Consider the following 20,525-nt stretch of genomic DNA (forward strand, 5'->3'; position numbering starts at 1 on the left):
ATTTGATGCTTCCGTAGTAGATATAATTAAAAGGTATCGAAGGCTTCAATATAGTCTATACCAAGGTATAAGGTCTTGATTATAGAACTTAACCAATGAGTTGTTAATCAAAAGTTTCTTGATTAAGTTTCTTAATCAATATTTAAGGCTTCAAACTTAATCCCTATTGATACAAGAATTGATCTAATCATTAATTTGGTTAGGGAGTTAAATCATTATGACTAGCTCGACTTTTGCCTCAGAAACATCTAGAAATGTTCCCAAAGAACAAGCATTAGTCCTTTGGTTTGAAGAAGTGGGAATTGCTGATATTCCGCTTGTGGGTGGGAAAAATGCTTCTCTTGGCGAAATGATTCGTCAACTTCAGCCTAAGGGGGTAAATGTTCCCAATGGGTTTGCGACCACTGCCTATGCTTTCCGTCATTTCATTGAGAAAGCTGGACTCGAAGCAAAATTGCGTGAACTCTTTGCCGATCTAGACATTGAGGACATGAATAACCTGCGCGATCGCGGTCGTATGGCACGCGCTTTAGTCCTCAGCACGCCATTCCCCGACGATCTGCAAATGGCGATCGCCATGTCCTATCAGAAACTATGTGATTGCTATGAATGCGGCAAGGAATCCGATGTAGCCGTCCGTTCTAGCGCCACTGCCGAAGACTTGCCCGATGCCAGTTTTGCAGGACAACAGGAAACCTATCTCAATGTCTATGGTGCGAATGAAGTTGTCGATGCTTGCCATCGCTGCTTTGCTTCACTATTTACGGATCGCGCCATTTCCTACCGCACCATCAATGGTTTCGATCATTTCGATATTGCCCTCTCCGTCGGCGTGCAGAAGATGGTACGTTCCGATCTCGCCTCCTCTGGTGTGATGTTCTCCATCGACACCGAGACAGGCTTTAAAAATGCAGCGTTAATCACCGCTGCCTATGGTTTAGGTGAAAATGTCGTGCAGGGTGCAGTCAATCCCGATGAGTATTTCGTTTTCAAACCAACTCTCAAACAAGGCTTCCGTCCCATTCTCGAAAAACGCCTCGGTACAAAAGAAATCAAGATGGTCTATGACATTGGCGGCGGTAAGCTGACCAAGAATATTCCTGTTCCCGTTTCCGAACGAGTCAAGTTCGCGATTACCGATGACGAGATTCTCAAACTCGCAGAATGGGCTTGCATCATCGAAGATCACTATTCAGAAGTACGCGGCAAGTTGTCACCGATGGATATTGAATGGGCAAAAGATGGACGCACAGGAGAACTGTTCATCGTTCAGGCAAGACCTGAAACCGTGCAGTCGCAAAAGTCAGGCAACATTCTTAGGAACTACAAACTGAATGGTTCTAGCAATGTCTTGATTACAGGTCGTGCTGTGGGCGAGATGATCGGTCAAGGTAAAGCAAATGTGATTTTGGAAGTCCATAACATCGAAGATTTCCAAGCAGGACAAGTGCTAGTCACCAACAAGACTGACCCTGACTGGGAACCAATCATGAAAAAGGCTAGTGCGATCGTCACCAACCAAGGTGGACGCACCTGCCACGCCGCCATCATTGCGCGAGAAATGGGTATTCCTGCGATCGTTGGTTGCGGCAACGCCACAGGCGTTCTCAAAACTGGTCAGGAGGTCACGATTTCCTGTGCTGAAGGTGAAGAAGGCAAGGTTTATGAAGGGCTAGTTCCCTTTGAAGTGATCGAGACTTCCCTCGACAATTTGCCTAAACTCTCTACCAAGATCTTGATGAATGTGGGCAACCCCGAAGAAGCCTTTGGTTTATCTTCCATTCCCTGCGATGGTGTTGGCTTAGCCCGTATGGAGTTCATCATCGCTAACCACATCAAGGCACATCCTCTTGCCCTGATGAACTTCGACACCCTCGAAGACAAGGCGGCGAAATGGGAAATCTCGCAACTGACAGCCCGCTATGAAAACAAGGCTGATTTCTTTGTAGACAAGCTGGCTCACGGTATCGGCACGATCGCCGCAGCATTTTATCCCAAGCCTGTCGTAGTAAGAATGTCCGACTTCAAGAGCAACGAGTATGCCAATCTGCTCGGTGGTCGTGCCTTTGAACCTACTGAAGAAAACCCAATGATTGGCTGGCGTGGGGCATCCCGCTACTACGATCCTAAATATCGCGAAGCCTACGGTTTGGAATGTCAAGCCCTCAAGCGTGTCCGCGATGACATGGGCTTAACCAACGTGATTCCGATGATTCCTTTCTGTCGCACTCCTGAAGAAGGTCGTAAGGTACTTGCAGAAATGGAAAAACATGGCTTGAAGCGTGGCGAAAATGGATTAGAAGTCTATGTGATGTGCGAAATCCCCAGTAATGTGATCTTGGCGGATGACTTCTCGCAAGTCTTTGATGGCTTCTCGATTGGCTCCAATGACCTCACCCAGTTAACTCTTGGATTAGATCGTGATTCTTCCCTCGTTGCTCATATCTTTGATGAACGCAATGAAGCGGTTAAGTCAATGGTTCGCACGGTCATTCAAAAGGCTAAGGCAAACCATCGCAAGATCGGCATTTGTGGTCAGGCTCCTAGCGATTATCCTGAGTTTGCCAAGTTCCTTGTCGAGCAGGGCATTGACTCAATCAGTCTCAATCCCGATTCTGTCTTGAAGACAATGCTAGAACTTGCCAAAATGTAGATAAAAAAGAGGCGCTTAGCGCCTCTTTTTTATCTAATAACTGATGTTACGTGGAAGGAATTCCTACAATATTGAAGGATCGGGGCTGGCACGGGGGCACAGCCCCTACAAAAAATTTAAATTATTCAGGTAGGGGCAACCCCCCCGTGGTTGCCCTGCTTAGCTAGCAGCAAGAAATTCATGCCCTGAGTTCCACGTAACACCAGTAATAATTTCCCTACTTGAGTTTAGATTCTGTTGAATCGGCTCTATGTTGGGCAAACAATATGACTTAAAGGTCTTAAATCAATAGTTCATTTCGTTACCCATAAAACAGATCGCTTATTCCCTATCACCAAACATTGATCGCACCTCACTACTCATAAATGCGATCGCCTATTTCCTCACCACCTACAAAACCTGATCGGCTAAATCTCAAAATCAAACAGAGATCGTCAAATACTATTTCTGATTATAATGAATATAAAAATTGTGGACAAAACGTATGATTTCCACCACTTTATCGCCTAGCCTATCACCTACGGAATATCTAGAGTGGGAAGTAACACAAGAAGGTAGATATGAGTATGAGTATGGGGAGGTTATTGAGGTGACAGGTGGAAAGCTTGAAAATAATGAAATTGCTCTTAATTTAATTGTACTAATCCGAAATCATTTACGTGGTAAAGGTTGTCGTATCCTTGGGGGGGATGCGAAACTCATGACTATTCCGAGCAATGTTTATTACTTTCCTGATGTAGTTGTTAGTTGCGATTCGCGCGATCGCAATGCTAGGGAATTTTTACAATATCCTTGTTTAATTGCTGAAGTCCTATCCCCTGCTACAGAAAGTCGCGATCGCGGCATTAAGTTACGTAACTATCTAAAAATAGACTCATTACAAGAATATATGCTCATCAATTCAGATTCTCTAAGTATTGAGTTCTATCGTCGTAGCGATCGTACAGAAGTTTGGGAATATCTAACAATCAATAGTTCTGATTTAACTGTTAACGATCCCGAAGTTCAACTAACTAGCATAGATCTTATTCTTTCACTGTCACTTATCTATGAAAATGTTGACTTTAAGCAATCTTAATAGCCTATTTCCTGCATCAAGGAGCGATCGCCCCTCATCACCCATAAAACCCGATCGCCAATTCTCAAAAATCAAACAGCGATCGCCCCTCACCACTCACAAACCTGATCGCCTATTCTCCACATCAAACAGCGATTGCTCCTCAACACAAAAAATGATCGCCTATTCCCTAAACAACAAATAGCGATCACCCCTAACCATCCATAAAACCCGATCGCCTTTTCCCTCAAATCAAACAGCGATCGCACCCTCATCACCCACCAACCCGATCGCCTAAATCTCCACATCAAGCAGTGATCGCTCCCTTCACCACCCACAAACCCGATCGCCTTTTCCCTCACATCAAAAAGTGATCGCACCCTCAATCAACAACCCTGATCGCCTATTTTCCAATCAAACAGCGATCGCACCCTCATCACCCACCAACCCGATCGCCTAAATCTCCACATCAGACAGCGATCGCCCCTAATTCATCAAACTCGTAGCTGATCTAGTAATTCTCTAGAAATGCGATCTACTTGTGGATGAGATAAACGAGAACTATTTGGCAAATCCATTTCATCAATGAATGGAGAAATGTTAAGCCTTTGACCTTGTATACGACCACTGTCGAAAAGTAATAAATTGTTTTTCGTCCGTGTAACTGTCACATAAAAAAGCCTTCTTTCTTCTTCAATCCGTCCAGCATCTTTAGCCATCTTATTAGGAAAGATTCCATCATTAACATCAAGGACAATAACTGTATCAAATTCTCTCCCTTTAGTACGCAATGCTGTCATTAATTCAACTTTAGCTTCGCGTGAATCATTAGCGGTAGATCTTTCAATTGCCCTGTCTATATCCTGTAAAAATAGCTGAAAATCTTTTTCATAGTTAACAGCTAAATCAGCAAGATGGCTAAAAGGTGGATCAGAGTAGAAAATATCATCTTTTGATCTCACAAAATCTTTTTGAAAACCAATAAAGACATCACTTGCTACTTTTACACACGCAACGACTGAAAACTTTTCAAGGAAAGATTTTAAACGTATTGAAACATCTCTAGGATTAACATAACCTTTTTTGAATTTCCCTAAATAGTCTCCAAACATATCTACTGCGGATTGAAGAGATTCTGGTTGATGTTGCATTAACCATTCTTCAATTTCTTGCTTTTCTACCTTACTCAAAGGAGTTCTCTGGACTCGCTTCAATAAAGCCATCATGTCCCCAACGTTTTCTCTAATAGATCTAGATTTTGTATAAACACTTGGCAAAGACAAAAAACGACGAAAATCTTTGAATGCTTCTCCTGCAAATACGTTGAGATCGGTATCAATTGAAAATTTGATTTCTCTTTTTGTGAGTAGAATTTGAATTGGGATTAGCTGACATTTTTTCCGTCCTACAATAGCAACTGTATGCTTAGGATATTTTTCTACAATATCTGCAATTAACTCATCAACAATATTCAAAGTTATGTAAGCGGCTGGCACTGATACAACGCGAATGTTTGCACTCTCTGCACTGACAGGAATCATTCTTTTAGGAATGCGGCTAGTGTTGTGGTTGATGAGTTTCTCCGAGTGCGTAACTATATTTTGAGGACATCTGTAGTTCTTCTCTAATGTGATAGTCTCAAAAGTATTTCCATGTAAAATCTGTCCAAAACTCATTTCAGGTTTTTGGATAAAAACAGACGTGCATCCTCGCCACTCATAGATACACTGATCATCATCTCCAACAATTACTAAACTGGCATTTGAAAGATGGACTATTTGAGAAATAAGAAAAAGATCGAGAAGATTAATATCTTGAAACTCATCCACAAAAACATGAGAAAATTGCTTTATTCTCAACCAGCCTTGAGCCTGAGGACTATTAGCAAGTTGAGTCATTGCCCAGTATTTTTGATCTTCAAGTGTGATCAATTTAGATTCCCATAATTTATCACTGAGGTTTTTCCAAAATGGCATCCATAAATTGACAAAAACATTTTTGAAATCACCATTGATTCCAATATCCTCTACTAGTTTTTCAATGAGTTGCGACATACCCAACGCTCTAACTAAATCATAATGGCTCTGAAGGTCTTCAACTTCATGTTGATGATTAAATCCAAGACTCTTCATCATGTTTGTAAGTTCTAGGATAGGAGAACAAAGCTTTGGATTAACTTTATCCCTCCAAATATTACTTTGTTCCATTATTATTTTTATCAAATTCATAGCTCTGCCAAGACCTTTTCCATTGGGAGCAGCTATTTGTAAAGATTGATCTATGGATTTTAGGAGATCATAACCAAAAGCATTTAATGTTGAAACCTTGATAGAAAGATTAGAAGAGGATGGAATTTTTTTAGCGATACGGTCTTGAATCTCTTTAGCTGCTGCATTTGTGAAGGTCAAACATAAAATTCTTGCATTTGGATTATTTGCTAAAACATTTACCGCCTTAGCAGTTAATGTTTGTGTTTTGCCAGAACCAGCAGGAGCGACAACACGCATAAACTTTGCTTGAGATTCAACAACCTGCTCTTGAGATTCATCTAGAGAAAATTGTGCCTGAACCCTATCCCGATTTTCTGCTATAAGCGTGTTTGTCAAATCTTGCATAAAAGCTCTTGCTAGTATGCGTACATCCCCAGTTCTAATCATTGATTTTAGAAATATCTTTGCAAATATCGCATTATTATCTCATATTTATGATGATTATAATCATTTCAAGACAATAATCATATTTTTTGCTTGGTCTACAGAGTATTCATGCTTTCAAACTTAAGTGATGGGAATACTGAAAGTGCTGAAAGCTTTTCCCGCCTTATCCTTTATGATCTTAATTTGATTATGCTAACCTAAAAATACCTTGCATTCAGGCATGATAAAAATGTCAACCAATAGCCCAACAATATTTGCAGAAGAATTAGCCAACGAGCTAGACAAAATCCCTGAACAATACTGGTCAAACCTTTTGCAGATTATTCGTTTATTTCGTGAAAGCGTTACACCAGAATCAGAAAGTCATTCTCAATATCCTGCAATTGTCGAAGCCATTGAAGATTTAGGGCTTGTCAATGCCATGCTAGAAGTTAAGGATGAAAAACCTCTTAGTCTCCAAGAAGCACTTGCCGAAATGGAAAGAGAATGAACGTTAATTATCTTCCTAGCTTTCTTAAAGAACTTAAAGCTCTCAAAAGTACTCCTTACTTCAAACCCATAAACAGCCTTGTATTTGAGGAGATTCCCAAACTTGCTGGGTTAGCAGATATCAAAAATGTCAAAAAGCTACAGGGGTATGAAAATGCCTATCGAATCAAAGTAGGAGATTATCGAATTGGAGTAATCTTTGAAAACGAAACCGTTACATTTTGTAGAGTACTGCATCGCAAAGAAATTTATCGCTATTTCCCATGAACTAATTCTCTTGCTGCAACATATTCAATACAAGCCTTAAAATCTTCCTGCGTTAGATCAGGAAAATCTTCAAGTATTTCTGCTTCGGTCATATCAGAAGCTAAGTATTCAAGCACTTCATAAACCGTAATTCGCAAACCACGCACACAAGGTTTGCCGCCTCGTTTATTTGGCTCAATCGTGATGTAATTTCGGTAATTCATATTTGTAGCCTAAAGAATAGGGCGGCATAAGCCGCCCCTTTTTTATTTTACTCTACACCTTCAATTCGGTCTTCGAGTTCTTGATATAGCTCACGCAATCTATCCAGATTCTCTTCACTGGTTTCCCAATAGCCGCGACCATTGACTTCTAGAAGCGTACCAACAATCTTACGGAACGAGTTGGGGTTGAGATTTTTGAGGCGATCGCACATCTCTTTATCATTCACATAGACATCATTGACATCTTCGTAAACCCAGTTATCCACTGCTCCAGCCGTAGCTGACCAGCCCATCGTGTTCACAAGGCGCTTCGAGATTTCGCGCACACCTTCGTAACCACTCTTGAGCATTCCCTCATACCACTTGGGATTGAGAATCTTCGTGCGGGTATCGAGGCGGACAGTCTCAGTCAGGGTGCGAACTTGAGCATTAGCGGTGGTAGTGTCAGCGATGAAGGAGGCGGGTTTTTTGCCATCTTTGCGGAGACTGCCAACGAGTTTGGTAGGGTCAGAGTCGAAGTAGTGGGATACATCGGTGAGACTGATTTCGGAAGAGTCCAAGTTTTGGAAGGTCATGTCAACGGTCTTCAGTGAGGCTTCATAAAGCTGACGCTGTTGAGTGTTGCTGACCGAACCACCAAAGGCGAAGGACTTGCGCGATAGATACATCTGTTGCAATTCTTCTTCGTTTTCCCATGTGCTGTTTTCGACAGCGAGGTTAACGTTAGAAGAGTAAGAACCCGATGAGTTGCTGAATACGCGAGTTGCGGCTTGATTGATGGTTAAGCCAAACTCTTCTGCTTGGGCGATCGCGTGTTTGCGGACAAAGTTCATTTCCAAAGGCTCATCAGCTTCGGCTGCCATTCTCACGGCGCGATCAATCAAGTCCATTTGGTTAACGAATAAATCGCGGAATACGCCAGAGCAGTTGACGACCACATCAACGCGAGGACGACCCAACTCTTCGAGGGGAATCAATTCCAAACGGTTGACACGACCGAGGGCATCGGGCATAGGCTTCACGCCGATCATGCAAAGGACTTGAGCGAGGGATTCGCCGTAGGTCTTGATGTTGTCAGTTCCCCAGAGGACGACCGCGATCGTTTCGGGATAGACTCCATTGTTGTCTTGACGTTGACGCTCTAAGAGGCGATCAACCACAGTTTTAGCTGCTTGCACTGCCGCACTCGTCGGAATCGAGTTAGGATCGAGGGCGTGCATATTCTTGCCAGTAGGCAGCACCAAGGGATTACGGATTGGGTCACCACCGGGGCTAGGGGTAATGTAATCACCTTCGAGAGCTTTGATCAAGCCGCCGAGTTCGTTGTCCGCGACAATTTGCTTGAGACAGAACTCTAGGAATTCAAACAGAGGCTTGATATCATCTTTATTAACATTGGGATAGCCATTCTCTTGGAAAACTTCAATCCAAGGCTCAGTTTTACCCATTCTAAAGAAGTTGAGAACGGAGAGCTTGGAAACTCTGCCATCGTCATCAGCTTTTGCTTTGACCAATGCGCCTACAGCTTTATTGGCGATCGCCCGAATGTTTGCCAAAAGTTCCACATCGGCGTAAATACCCTTGTCGCTGGATTTGTAAAGCTGCTCGATATCGCGTCCGATGCTTTCACACATGATCCGTAGTAACGATTTCATGTTGTCTTCGGGGCGATCGAAGCTGGCGATGCTGGTCAACACGTCGGTGACATCTTCGACTTTGGGCGGTTCGCCAACAACGTGCAGACCACAAGGGAGAACGCGGGACTCAATTTCCATCAGCTTGTTGTAAACCTGACCGATGATGTTATCGCGTTCCTCAAGGGACATATCCTTGGCATCTTGGTCAGGAAGTTCAACATCCTTATCCAGATTGACTAGGCGCACCTTGTCCATGATCGTATTGGTGATTTGGACACCACGACCACCGAGACGCAGATCCTTGTAGGACGCAATCAATTCGCTCAGTTCTTGCAGGTTACGGCTTAAGCCTGCATTTTCGGGCGCAGGGGTAATGTAGCTGATGATGGTGGCATAACCGCGACGCTTAGCGATCGTGGCTTCTGAGGGATTGTTTACAGCGTAGTAATAGATGTTGGGTAGCGCTCCGATCAAGCTATCGGGATAGCAATCGCCAGACATACCCACTTGCTTTCCGGGCATGAATTCCATCGAGCCGTGAGTCCCGAAGTGGAGGACGGCATCGGCTCCCCAGATATGGTTGAGATAGGTGTAATAAGCTACGAAACCGTGATGGGGTGAAGCGGATTTGCTAAAGAGCAAGCGCATGGGGTCGCCTTCATAACCGAAGGTGGGCTGTACGCCTACGAAGATGTTGCCATATTGCTTCCCGTAAATGATCAAGTTCTGACCATCGGAATTGAGATGTCCGGGAGCAGGCCCCCATTGCTCGATAATGCGATCGACGTAGGGAGTATGGGCTTCATACTCAGGCACAGACATCTTATAGGCAACATTCAGTTCAGGACTGCCAACCATTGCTTCAGGGTTGTGCAGAATCTCGGACATCATGTCGTGGGATGTCTTGGGTAAGTTCTGAACATCATAGCCATTATTACCAAGAGCTTCTACGACCTTATGAATGGAAGAGAATACATCTAAATAGGCGGCAGTTCCGATATTGCCTTTATCAGGAGGGAAGCTGAAGATTGTAATCGCCAGTTTCTTCTCATGGCGAGGCTTGCGGCGGAGGTTTGCCCACTTGATCGCACGGTTGGCGATGGTTTCAAGGCGATCGCCTAAAGCATGGGAACGACCAGTCATGCTATCGCGACCCGAAAGCACAATCGGATCAAGTCCACCATCAAGTTCTGGCAAAGCAACTTGAAGCGCAACTTGCACAGGATGTAAACCCAGATCGCTATCTTGCCATTCTTCTGTAGTTTGGAAAACGAGCGGCAAGGCTACCATGTAGGGACGGTTCAACTTTTCGAGAGCTTCGATCGCCTTGGGGTGATCTTGCTTAGCGGGTCCCCCAACGAGAGCAAAACCAGTCAATGAAACGACGCTATCAACGATCGCCCGATCCTTTTGCTTAGGATCGTAGAAATATTCTTCAACCGCTTTCGAGAAATCTAAGCCCCCATTGAATACGGAAATTACTCTAGCGCCGAGGGATTCCAATTCCTGTACCATTGCCACATAATGCGCGTCGTCGCCAGTAACGAGGTGAGTACGTGCCATCAGCAACCCTACGCAAGGCGCGAGGGGATCTTTCATGTCATCGGGAATATCGGTACGGGCATTATACCAATCCAGATATTCGGCTGTATTCTCGAACATTTTCGGTGCGAGAGGATGCCATAGCCCCATGTCTAAATAGGTAACAGGGTCTTTGATAATTAGAGGAGCCGCACCATTTTCTTTTGCTCTTGCCTTCACGCTAGGCAAATAATTTTGAGCAAGCATCAATAGGAAGTTTTCAATATTTTCTGTCGAACCTCCTAACCAATATTGGAAGCTCAACATGAAGTTACGAGCATCCTGCGCCTTATCAATAGGCATATATTTGAGAATCTTCGGCAGAGTTTGCACGACCTTGAGCATACTGTCTTGGAAAGAACTGCCCGATTTCTCCTTACGCTTCCGCATAAACTGGGCGATCGCACTCTTAGATTGCCCTAGGTTTTCCATACTAAAGCTGCCCATTTTATTGAGTCGCATGACCTCTGGCATTGATGGGAATACGACGCAAGCGGATAGGCGATCGCGATGGGGTGCGACTGCTTGAGCAATTTTCGTAGCAAGATCATCAATAAAAATCAAAGACGCGATAAAAATATCCGCCTCAGCAATATCTTCTTTAAAAACCTCGTAATTTTCTGGACTACGAAGTTCCTCAATTAAATAACCACTTACCTCGATCGCTAGGTTGGGGTTGTTTTTATTAATGGACTTTACAGCCGCCGACATAGCGCTCTGATATTGAGGTTCAAGCACTACATAGACCAACTTCATTAAGACCCGACCCTGTAGATTTTCGGGAATGATACGTCTACTAGATAATGTTGCGATCGGTGGCACAGAAGTGAACATGCAGTCTCCTTAAATTACTGTCCTGATTTTTTGGGGATTTTATATATTGCGTTTGGTTATGTGTTGCTCAAACTGTTACATAGTGCAACAATTTGCAATTAAAGATTTATACCTATTCACTATTTAATACCAGACAACCATTGCAGTGGTTGATTTTGGGCAATAAATGCAATAATTTGAAATTGATTTGTTTACATTTTGTTACATTTCTTAAGCTTAATGACGGCAAAATGTAAACATTTCTTAAATATCTTATATGTTGCGGGCTCTCATTTGTGAGTCTGTGATCGCTATAATGCCAGTAAATGCCCTGAACTCAAAGGAAATCTTTATGAATTGGCAGCAAGCTGCAACACCCTTACATCGCTTTTATAGTTGCTTGCCCTATCTCTTGCCCATGTCGGCGGGGGTGATTTATGGAGCCGTTTTATTTCAACAGTTCCCCTTGCTTATCCTTCCCTTTATTCCTTTCATCTGGATCTACAGCAATGTGCTGTCATTCCCACTAGTGCCTTTTCTGGGATTAACAGGCGAGTTTTTCTTATTTATGGGCTTATATTTTTTGGTAGTCAGAGATGCCCGTATTCCTCGATTTATTCGCTTTAATACGATGCAAGCATTGTTAATGCAAATCGTCTTGTTTATCGGTCAAATTCTCTTCCAATTCCTTGAGCAATTATCCAATGCTGCATTGCCATCGGTAATTAGCGCGATATTTGCTAACACAATGTTCATTGGAGTGATGCTATTAACTGGATATGCAGTTTATCAAAGTATTAAAGGTGAATACTCTGATATTCCTACACTTTCACAAGCTGCATCATTTCAGTGCGAGGTGTAAAAATGGTACGACGTAGTTCAGTCGATTATTTAGATAGGCTTTATGCCAGTTTGCCTTATATATTACCGATTACTGCTGTAGTATTGTTTGGGGCATTTTTGTTTGAGCAGTTTCCCCCATTAGCAACAATTTTTACCCCTATTTTCTATCTATATAGAATTCTAGCAATTTCAATTATTGATTTTATTTCAATTCGCTTTGTTGCTTGGTTTTGTGTATTTATTTTTGTAGTTAGAAGCTATAGAGTAAATCATTTTATTCGTTTCAATGCGATGCAAGCGTTACTGCTAGATATTATTGTTGCTCTTGTAGGGGCATTCACTGAACTTTTAGCACTGATCTTAGGAAAGCTAGCCTTTTTCCCATTCATGCTTCAGATAATTGCTAGTGTTACTTTCTTAGGGATCACAGCCGCATCTGTATATGGCATCTTTGAATGTATTCGCGGTAAGTACGCTGATAAAATTCCTGTGATTTCTGATGTTGGCTATTCGCAAATACGCTAATTAATCTGAGCCGATATAAATCTTTCAATACCTGAGTAATCTCGATGGATTTGAATGTTTTTATATTTGCCATTTGTTTGTAAAAGCGATCGCACAGTTTCCGCTTGACCTTGCATCATCTCAATCATCCAAAATCCACCAGCAATCAAATATGCTGGTGCAGTATTTACTAATTCCCGAATGTCATCAAGTCCATCTTTGCCACCATCAAGGGCTGAGTGTGGCTCATGATTGGTCACTTCTGGCTGTAAATTTAAAACTTCATTACTAGGAATGTAGGGAGGATTAGAAACAATTCCTACTAATTGGTTTTGGAGATCTAATTTCGCTAATGGCTCAAACCAACTACCATGATGAAATTGAATTATCTGGTTATTTATCTGGTTATTTATATTGGCATTGGCATTAATTTTGGCAATTTCTAAAGCAGATTCACTAAAATCAACCGCATGAATTTGTGCTTTTGGGAAATGCTGAGCTAAGGCGATCGCGATCGCGCCACTACCAGTTCCTAAATCCACCCAGATCCCATTTTGATAAATCGCATCTTGGCAATGCTCGGCAATAATATCAATGATTAATTCCGTTTCAGGACGGGGGATTAAAACGGCGGGAGTAACTTGTAATTCTAAATCACGCCATGTGACTGAGCCTGCTAAATACTGCACAGGTAGGCGATCGCTTAATCTTTTTTGCCAGAGTTGATCCAGCTTAGTTAATAATTCAGGCGTAATTTTCTGAGCGATATTTGGCGATCGCAATCTCAGGTCTAATTTATCTAAACAAGTCAAACGTAAGACTAACCAATCTAATTCATATATGGGTACGTCATGCTTCTTTGCCGCACTAATTTGGCGATCGTACCATTCCCAGAAATTCATAATTCATCTTCCCAAGCAAAAGGCTCGCATTGCGAGCCTTTTGTTTATTTTTTGCGCTTGTTCATTTCTTCGAGATAAGCCTGTTGGTAACTCAGAAAGCGATTATGCCATTCTTGAAAACGGCGATCGCCATCACGTACCAACATTTGGCGATATTTTTCCGATGGAATAAATTTTGAAGTTGACATAATACATACCCGCTAGATCTATCTTATTTAGATTAAATCAAACGCTTTTCAAAGAACAAGGGGCTTAAGCCCCTTGTTTGCGGGGTTTATAGTTTGACGACAAAGGCATCGGTTACGCCTTGAATATGCACGATTTCATCAAGTAGACCACTAGGCAATGGATCATCAATGCTGAGAACCATTACAGCCTCACCTCGTACCATACGACGACCCACCTGCATACTGGCAATATTGACATTAAAGTTGCCAAGTAATGTACCAATGCGACCGATGATACCAGGCATATCGCGGTGGAGGGTCAGCAACATATAGTGGGTAGGTGCAACGTTAATCGGGAATTCATTAATGCTGGTGATACGGATTTCCGACTTACCGAGCAATGCTCCTGTTACCGACTGTTGACCTTGGCTACCATGGGCAGTCAAATGGATTGAGCCACTGTAATCTTCAACCGAAGGATCACGGGTTTCAGTGACGCGGATACCACGCTCCTTAGCTTCAATGCTGGCGTTGACAAAGTTAACGCGCTCACGCAATGCAGGAGATAGCAAGCCCTTGAGAGCTGCTACAACGATGGGTTGACTTTCACTGTTAGCGATTTCACCTTGAAGTTTGACATCTAGGTTATCCACCCGACCACCTGCCAATTGACCAACCAAGTTGCCCAACATTTCGGCAAGTTGGAGGTAAGGCTTGAGTTTTTGCCATACATCGGGACGAAGGCCAGGAATATTTACTGCCGATCGCGCAGGTAGACCCAGCAATACATCACGAATTTGTTCGGCAACATCAACAGCAACGTTGGTTTGCGCTTCTTCTGTAGATGCACCGAGGTGAGGAGTCAAGATGACATTTGCTCCGAGTTCACGCAAACCAGAATCAGCTTCTAGGGGTTCATTTTCAAATACATCAAGGGCGATCCCTGCAATTTTGCCGCTCTTGATGGCTTCGGCAACGGCAACTTCATCAATGATCCCACCTCTAGCACAGTTGATGATTCTGACACCATCTTTCATGATGCCAATGCGCTCAGCATTGATCAAATGAGCTGTATCTTTAGTTTTAGGCAAGTGCAGCGTAATGTAATCAGCTTCACGTAACAAAATTTCGAGTTCTACAAGATGTACGCCTAGTTTTTCTGCACGTTCCGTTGTTAAGAATGGATCATATGCAAGAATTCGCATTCCCAAGGATTTGGCGACTGTAGCCACATGGGAACCAATTTTACCTAAGCCAAGAATACCAAGGGTTTTCTTATAAACTTCAACCCCAGTAAAGCTCTTGCGATCCCACTTGCCACCCTTGAGTGATGCGTTAGCCGCAGGAATAAACCGCGATAGAGACATCATCATTGCTAAGGTATGCTCAGCAGCAGCGATCGTGTTGCCTTCGGGCGAGTTAACAACCACAATACCCATGCGAGTAGCGGTGGGAACGTCTACGTTATCGACCCCAACACCAGCGCGACCAATAATTTTGAGGTTTTTGCCAGCTTCGATCGCATCCTTGGTGAGTTTTGTACCAGAGCGAATCATAATCGCATCATATTCTGGAAGAACTTGGATTAGTTCCTCAGGGCTGAGAGTAGTTTTTACGTCAACGGTGGCAACTTGAGAAAGAATATCGATACCAACTTGATCGATGGGGTCAGAAACGAGAACTTTGGGCATAACTATTAAAATATGTACCAGTGCCTATAGCGGAAGGGTTGCGACTACGTTTTAAGCTTTAAACGCACTTAAGAAACGCAAGGTTTGGCGTAACCTAGACACACTAAGACCACAATAATTGCTTACATCATTAATCTTAGGGCAAAATAAGTCATCTACAAAAGCATCTACAAAACCATAGCAATTCTCATTACCCCAGAAGACGAGTGGCGGTGCTCAGCGCCGCCACTCGTCTTCCCTAAAGACTATAACTATCGTCAAGTGAAACCAAGGAGAGAGGGGTGGTAGCTATAGCAATTTTGGTGATTCCAGAGCCTTGGGGGCTGGATTCACCAAAATTGGTTTCATAATGAGAGTAGCTGACAAAACTAGAGCTTTACTTAATGATGATTGAGCAGTACTTACTAATTTTTGTGGCAGCTTTGTTAGCTGGTGGGCTAAATGGAATTGCTGGGGGAGGAAGTTTTATTTTATTTCCCGCATTGATGTTTGCAGGCATACCCCCTATTCCTGCAAATGCGACTAACTCGATCGCCCTTTTACCAGGGACATTAGCCAGTGCAGGAGCCTATCGCCATGAATTCACTCAAGACAAGCGATCGCTGATTCAGATATGTATTTTGGGTGCGATCGGGGGATTGGTAGGTGCAATTTTGCTCTTAAAGACACCACCGACAGTTTTTTTGCGGATTTTGCCTTACTTATTACTGATTGCTACTCTTGCCTTTGCCTACAGTAAAAATTTGACCAGTTGGGTTGAAAGCAAACAGTCCCAATTTGCAAATCTCAAATTATTAAGATCTGTCTCAATCACACTGTTGCAGTTAATCGTTGCTATATACGGTGGCTTTTTTGGCGGTGGCATGGGAATTTTATTTCTTGCCTCCTTTGCCTTGATGGGAATGACCAATATCAATCGCATGAATGCCTATAAGGTGATGCTGACTAGTTGTATTAATGCAATCACGGTGATCCCCTTTGTAATTGCAGGAGCAATTCTCTGGCAACAGGGTTTTATTGCAGCGATCGGGGCTTCGATTGGTGGTTATATCAGTGCCTACTATGCTCAAAAAATTGCCCCGATTTTGGTACGGCGCTTTGTCATTGGCGTTGGCACTGCGATGACAATCTACTTTTTTGTTAAAAGCTGGATCGTATAGTTATCTTTAGTGCTCGCCATGCTTGAAACCCAAATAGTGTAAGGCGGCGCGAAGCGCCGCCTTACACTATTTGGGTTTTGATTTGTACTGATATAGGTGACTATAGCTACTTTGACAATCTCTAAAGTTTTTTGGGACTTATAGCAATGTAAGTTTTGGTTAGGACATAAAACCCAAATAAGTGAATGCGTCACTTCGTGACGCATTCACTTATTTGGGTTTTGGTTTGTCCTAGCTATTTCTTACATTGGTGGGCAATTAGACTGGGAAACTCTATAAAGTCTCTATAGTTAAGTACAGCCCTTTACGGTCTTACGATATGATCGAGATAGTGATCGCATTGTGTTTCTAACCATAGGCTTTTCTCTATATGTCTAGTGTCATCATCCAAGGAGCAAAACACAGCTATAGTCTTACCCCCCCTCCACAATCAGGAGACGACGCATCTTTTCCCATCGTATTTTTGCATGGTTGGATGCTGAGCAAAAACTATTGGCAGCCCTTGATTAATCAGTTGCAGTCAAGTTTTCAGTGTTTGTCTTACGATTTACGCGGTTTTGGTAACTCAGAAATTGGCGATCGCGATGATTATTCACTCGTAAGCTATGCCAAAGATTTAGAAGCATTACTCGATCATTTAGAGATTAAACAAGTTTGGCTAGTGGGACATTCTCTGGGTGGAGCGATCTCGCTTTGGGCAGCCAAATTACTTAGCGATCGGATTTTAGGCGTGGTATGTCTTAACGCAGGTGGAGGCATTTATATCAAAGAAGAATTTGAGAAGTTTCGTACCGCAGGCAAAATCATCCTCAAGCTCCGCCCCCAATGGTTACAGAACCTCCCCTTGGTTCATGCTCAATTTGCTAAGGATAGTGTGCAAAATCCCTTAGATATTTATTGGGGAAAACAAAGAGCGATCGATTTTGTATCGGCAAAATATGAGGCGGCAAGAGGAACATTACTCGACTCCACTAGCGAGGAAGAGGTTCATAAATTGCCTCAAATCGTTTCGCAGCTAAGGCAACCTGTCTATTTTGTGGCTGGTGCAGATGACACAATTATGGAACCTAAATATGTGAGGCATCTTGCCAGTTTTCATCCTTCCTTTAACGGATATGGAGAGAATGTTTTTGAACTTCCTAATTGCGGGCATATGGCAATGCTGGAGCAGACTAACCTTTTACATAATGTCTTATTAGGATTGTTGGTAGAGCCTGTAGCGTCTTGTATCTAAATTGGCTTTGTTGCATGAATAAAAAGAAGCCAAAAGATGGAGGATCTTAGAAAATTAACGAACAACAGGAGAGGAGAGAGGTTTAGCCAGTTGAATCATGCGATTAAGAGCAGCACATTTGATGAACAACTCAACCGCCTGATTGTCAAATTTACGAGAACATAAAGTAGCACCAAAGATTTTTTTGAAACGAAACATCGTAGTTTCTGCCAAAGAGCGCCGATGATAACCTGAGTCACGTTTCCATTTTTTACGCCCATGTTTACGGATATAACGGAGATTTTGGTCACGCGGATGTGGTGGAGCATTGGTATTGCCATGCTGCCAGATTTTGGCATCTTTGCGCGGAGGAATCACGGCTTTAGCACCATGTTGGGCAATCTCGTCATAACAATGACGATGGTCATAAGCTCCATCTGCGGAAACTTGAGCAATTTCAGCATCAATCGCATCGAGAATATCGGCGAGTACTTCTCCATCGTGGCAATCATTCGTGGTGACGACCGCAGCCAGTATTTCTCCTGTTGATTCATCGGCTCCTAGGTGTAATTTGCGCCATGTCCGTCTCTTACTAATTCCATGCTGCCGTGTTTTCCATTCCCCTTCGCCGTATACTTTGATCCCTGTCGAATCAACTACTACATGCACTGCTCCCTGTTTCGGGATTACTGGTAAGGTCACACTTAAACTTGCTGTCCGTCTTGACACGGTGCTGTGGTCTGGTACTGGTAAATCTATTCCCATCAAGGCAAATATTGACTCTAACAGTCCTTGCGTTTGTCTTCCTGCTTGCTGATATACCGCTTTGACCGTGATAAATGTCGCTATTGCTATATCACTGTAATCTTTGGAAGCTCCCCGTTTGCCACTTAATGTTTGATTTAACCATCCTTCAATTACTTCTTCGCTCATCCAAAAAGTCAGGCTTCCTCTTTGTTTTAGCCCTGCGTTATACTCTGTCCAGTTGCGGATCTCATGTTTCTGTGTCATTTGCTGGGACTCCATCTCCTGATTTTTATCTAATTTACCTTCTCTTCCCCTTTTTATGCAACAACGCCATCTAAATTTATAATTTATAGGAGCAATGCTCAAAAGAATGATCTATCTTTTGAGTAAGTTAAGTGATGTAATTTCGACTGCACCTTGCAAAACAGTTCAACCAGAAAGCTTCATCACTTGCTTCCCATGTAGCTTTTAAAATGTCAAAAGTAAAAGCGTTGCTTAGCAACGCTTTTACTTTTGACATTTGAGAGAGGGTTTGCTTAGCAAACCCTCTCTCAAAGATCGCTTCAAATTATCCCGAACTAGCGTTTACTAGCTTGAATTATTTAATGTGAGTACGATAGTGCTATTTGCGAGATGCTTCGCATCCCTTCATGTTTTCGTTGAACTGACGTTTATTTTAGGAACGCTATATTTCTTTGTATTTATATATACAGAAACTTCCTTTTCACTAACCTTAAATAGAGGTTAGTCTTGTATACAGTATACATATTTATCCTTGCAAAGCAATAATGCGTCATATTTTTCAGAAGCAACTAAACAGAATTTTACTTATTGCCGCCTCGACTACGATTCTTGTAGCTTGTAATTCTGCTCCTCCTAGCAACACAAGCACTAATACAGTTTCTGGAGACAAGACTTCAGCACCAGCTACATCTCAAGCAGCTACTAGCCCTGACAAGAAAGGGAAGCAAGCCATTCGAGTACAATTGCCTTTTTTGAAACAAAGCCTTGATGCACCGCTAATTGTAGCGATTGAAAAGGGATACTTTGCGGAAGAAGGTTTAGATGTTAGTTACGAACGTGGGTTTGGGAATGCTGACACAATTAGCAAACTCGGGACTGGTAAGTATGATTTAGCGTTTAGCGATATGTATAACGCGATGGAGTTCAACGACAAAAATCCTAATGACAAAATTATTGCCGTTGCCATCTATCAAAACAAAGCTCCCTTCTCAATTGTTACTTTTAAAGCAAATGGTATTAAAAGTCCTGCGGAGTTAGTAGGTAAGAAACTAGGTGCTCCTGCTGGAGATGGTCCTCGCAAACTCTTTCCTCTTTTTGCTAAGGAAGTAAAAATTGCACCCGATTCGGTAACTTGGGAAACAATGGAACCAAAACTGCGTGAAACTTTTTTACTTCAAGGTAAAGTGGATGCGGTGAGCGGATTTTATACTTCTGTTGTGCCTTCTTTAATTAAGGGAGGAAAAACGATGGATGATATTCAGATCTTCTTCTACGACGAGTTTGGTTTGGATTTCTATGGCAATGGTATTTTAGCGAAGAAAGACTTTGCTGATAAAAACCCTGAAGCAATTAAGTCATTTCTAAAAGCATACTTCCGTGGAATGCAGGAAGTTATTAAAGATCCTACTGCTGCATTGGATTTAGTTGTTTCTACAGATCAGAGCAAGCTGATGGATCGCGAAGCAGAAAAGCTGCGTTTGAAGCTAGCAATCGAGAGGATGTATGTTACCCCAGAAGTAGAAGCTGCTGGTTTTGGAGGTGCTGACATGAAGCGTTTAGAAAAGAGCATCACCCAGACTGTTGAAGGATTTAAGTTGAAGCCTGTAACAGTTGCAGATATTTTTACCGATAAATTTCTACCACCTAAAGACAAAAGATTGGTTCCTTCGGCTAGCGATCGCAAACCATTGCTCTAAA

At 42.6% G+C, this 20,525-nt stretch carries 17 protein-coding genes; 9 read left to right on the forward strand and 8 right to left on the reverse strand.

All coding sequences use genetic code 11. The features are described from left to right. Positions 1–217 precede the first annotated feature (217 nt). Both ppsA and HC246_RS15785 read left to right on the forward strand, forming a co-directional pair. Positions 218–2,653, forward strand: a complete 2,436-nt coding sequence (gene ppsA, locus HC246_RS15780) for a phosphoenolpyruvate synthase (protein WP_169364216.1) — start codon at positions 218–220, stop codon at positions 2,651–2,653. A gap of 484 nt (positions 2,654–3,137) precedes the next feature. Beyond that, entirely contained in the window at positions 3,138–3,731 is a 594-nt protein-coding gene (locus HC246_RS15785; RefSeq protein ID WP_169364217.1) for a Uma2 family endonuclease, read from the forward strand. 89 nt (positions 3,732–3,820) lie between these two features. Here HC246_RS15785 and HC246_RS15790 read toward each other — a convergent pair whose 3' ends face one another. Together HC246_RS15790 and HC246_RS15795 are read right to left on the reverse strand one after the other, a co-directional pair. Then, positions 3,821–4,090, reverse strand: a complete 270-nt coding sequence (locus tag HC246_RS15790) for a hypothetical protein (RefSeq protein ID WP_169364218.1) — start codon at positions 4,088–4,090, stop codon at positions 3,821–3,823. A 114-nt stretch (positions 4,091–4,204) separates the two neighbouring features. After that, entirely contained in the window at positions 4,205–6,367 is a 2,163-nt protein-coding gene (locus HC246_RS15795; protein WP_169364219.1) for an ATP-dependent helicase, read from the reverse strand. A 229-nt stretch (positions 6,368–6,596) separates the two neighbouring features. Between HC246_RS15795 and HC246_RS15800 the strand changes: the two genes are divergently transcribed. Both HC246_RS15800 and HC246_RS15805 read left to right on the forward strand, forming a co-directional pair. Next, positions 6,597–6,857, forward strand: coding sequence for a hypothetical protein (locus HC246_RS15800; RefSeq protein ID WP_211167722.1), 261 nt, complete (start codon positions 6,597–6,599; stop codon positions 6,855–6,857). Next, positions 6,854–7,123, forward strand: a complete 270-nt coding sequence (locus HC246_RS15805; protein WP_169364220.1) for a type II toxin-antitoxin system RelE family toxin — start codon at positions 6,854–6,856, stop codon at positions 7,121–7,123. The genes HC246_RS15800 and HC246_RS15805 overlap by 4 nt, the downstream gene beginning before the upstream one ends. Here HC246_RS15805 and HC246_RS15810 read toward each other — a convergent pair. After that, the gene (locus tag HC246_RS15810) at positions 7,111–7,326 is read right to left on the reverse strand and encodes a DUF433 domain-containing protein (protein ID WP_169364221.1); all 216 of its coding nucleotides are present in this window, start codon (positions 7,324–7,326) and stop codon (positions 7,111–7,113) included. The genes HC246_RS15805 and HC246_RS15810 overlap by 13 nt on opposite strands. Positions 7,327–7,373: 47 nt before the next feature. Beyond that, entirely contained in the window at positions 7,374–11,378 is a 4,005-nt protein-coding gene (locus HC246_RS15815; RefSeq protein ID WP_169364222.1) for a magnesium chelatase subunit H, read from the reverse strand. A gap of 331 nt (positions 11,379–11,709) precedes the next feature. Here HC246_RS15815 and HC246_RS15820 point away from each other — a divergent pair, with 331 nt between their 5' ends. After that, entirely contained in the window at positions 11,710–12,219 is a 510-nt protein-coding gene (locus HC246_RS15820) for a Tic20 family protein (protein ID WP_169364223.1), read from the forward strand. Between the two features lie 2 nt (positions 12,220–12,221). Beyond that, positions 12,222–12,725: a Tic20 family protein gene (locus HC246_RS15825; protein ID WP_169364224.1), complete on the forward strand. Its 504-nt coding sequence runs from the start codon at positions 12,222–12,224 to the stop codon at positions 12,723–12,725. Here the strand turns inward: HC246_RS15825 and prmC are convergent. The 3 genes from prmC to serA form a co-directional block, all read right to left on the reverse strand. Beyond that, positions 12,722–13,606: a peptide chain release factor N(5)-glutamine methyltransferase gene (prmC, locus tag HC246_RS15830; protein WP_169364225.1), complete on the reverse strand. Its 885-nt coding sequence runs from the start codon at positions 13,604–13,606 to the stop codon at positions 12,722–12,724. The genes HC246_RS15825 and prmC overlap by 4 nt on opposite strands. A gap of 44 nt (positions 13,607–13,650) precedes the next feature. Continuing rightward, positions 13,651–13,794: a hypothetical protein gene (locus HC246_RS15835; RefSeq protein WP_169364226.1), complete on the reverse strand. Its 144-nt coding sequence runs from the start codon at positions 13,792–13,794 to the stop codon at positions 13,651–13,653. An 86-nt stretch (positions 13,795–13,880) separates the two neighbouring features. Further along, entirely contained in the window at positions 13,881–15,464 is a 1,584-nt protein-coding gene (gene serA / locus HC246_RS15840) for a phosphoglycerate dehydrogenase (RefSeq protein ID WP_169364227.1), read from the reverse strand. A 383-nt stretch (positions 15,465–15,847) separates the two neighbouring features. Between serA and HC246_RS15845 the strand changes: the two genes are divergently transcribed. Both HC246_RS15845 and HC246_RS15850 read left to right on the forward strand, forming a co-directional pair. Continuing rightward, positions 15,848–16,624 carry a sulfite exporter TauE/SafE family protein gene (locus HC246_RS15845; RefSeq protein WP_169364228.1) on the forward strand — a complete coding sequence of 259 codons (777 nt, stop codon included), beginning with the start codon at positions 15,848–15,850 and terminating at the stop codon, positions 16,622–16,624. A 370-nt stretch (positions 16,625–16,994) separates the two neighbouring features. Then, positions 16,995–17,858, forward strand: a complete 864-nt coding sequence (locus tag HC246_RS15850) for an alpha/beta fold hydrolase (protein ID WP_169364229.1) — start codon at positions 16,995–16,997, stop codon at positions 17,856–17,858. A 54-nt stretch (positions 17,859–17,912) separates the two neighbouring features. Here HC246_RS15850 and HC246_RS15855 read toward each other — a convergent pair whose 3' ends face one another. Next, complete coding sequence (locus HC246_RS15855; RefSeq protein WP_169364403.1) at positions 17,913–18,848, reverse strand: IS5 family transposase; 936 nt, start codon at positions 18,846–18,848, stop codon at positions 17,913–17,915. A 524-nt stretch (positions 18,849–19,372) separates the two neighbouring features. Between HC246_RS15855 and HC246_RS15860 the strand changes: the two genes are divergently transcribed. Next, a complete protein-coding gene (locus HC246_RS15860) occupies positions 19,373–20,524 on the forward strand; it encodes an ABC transporter substrate-binding protein (protein ID WP_169364230.1) in 1,152 nt (383 codons plus the stop codon). The last annotated feature ends 1 nt before the right edge of the window (position 20,525 follow it).

The organism is Pseudanabaena yagii GIHE-NHR1, from assembly GCF_012863495.1.
Classification (GTDB): Bacteria; Cyanobacteriota; Cyanobacteriia; order Pseudanabaenales; family Pseudanabaenaceae; genus Pseudanabaena; species Pseudanabaena yagii.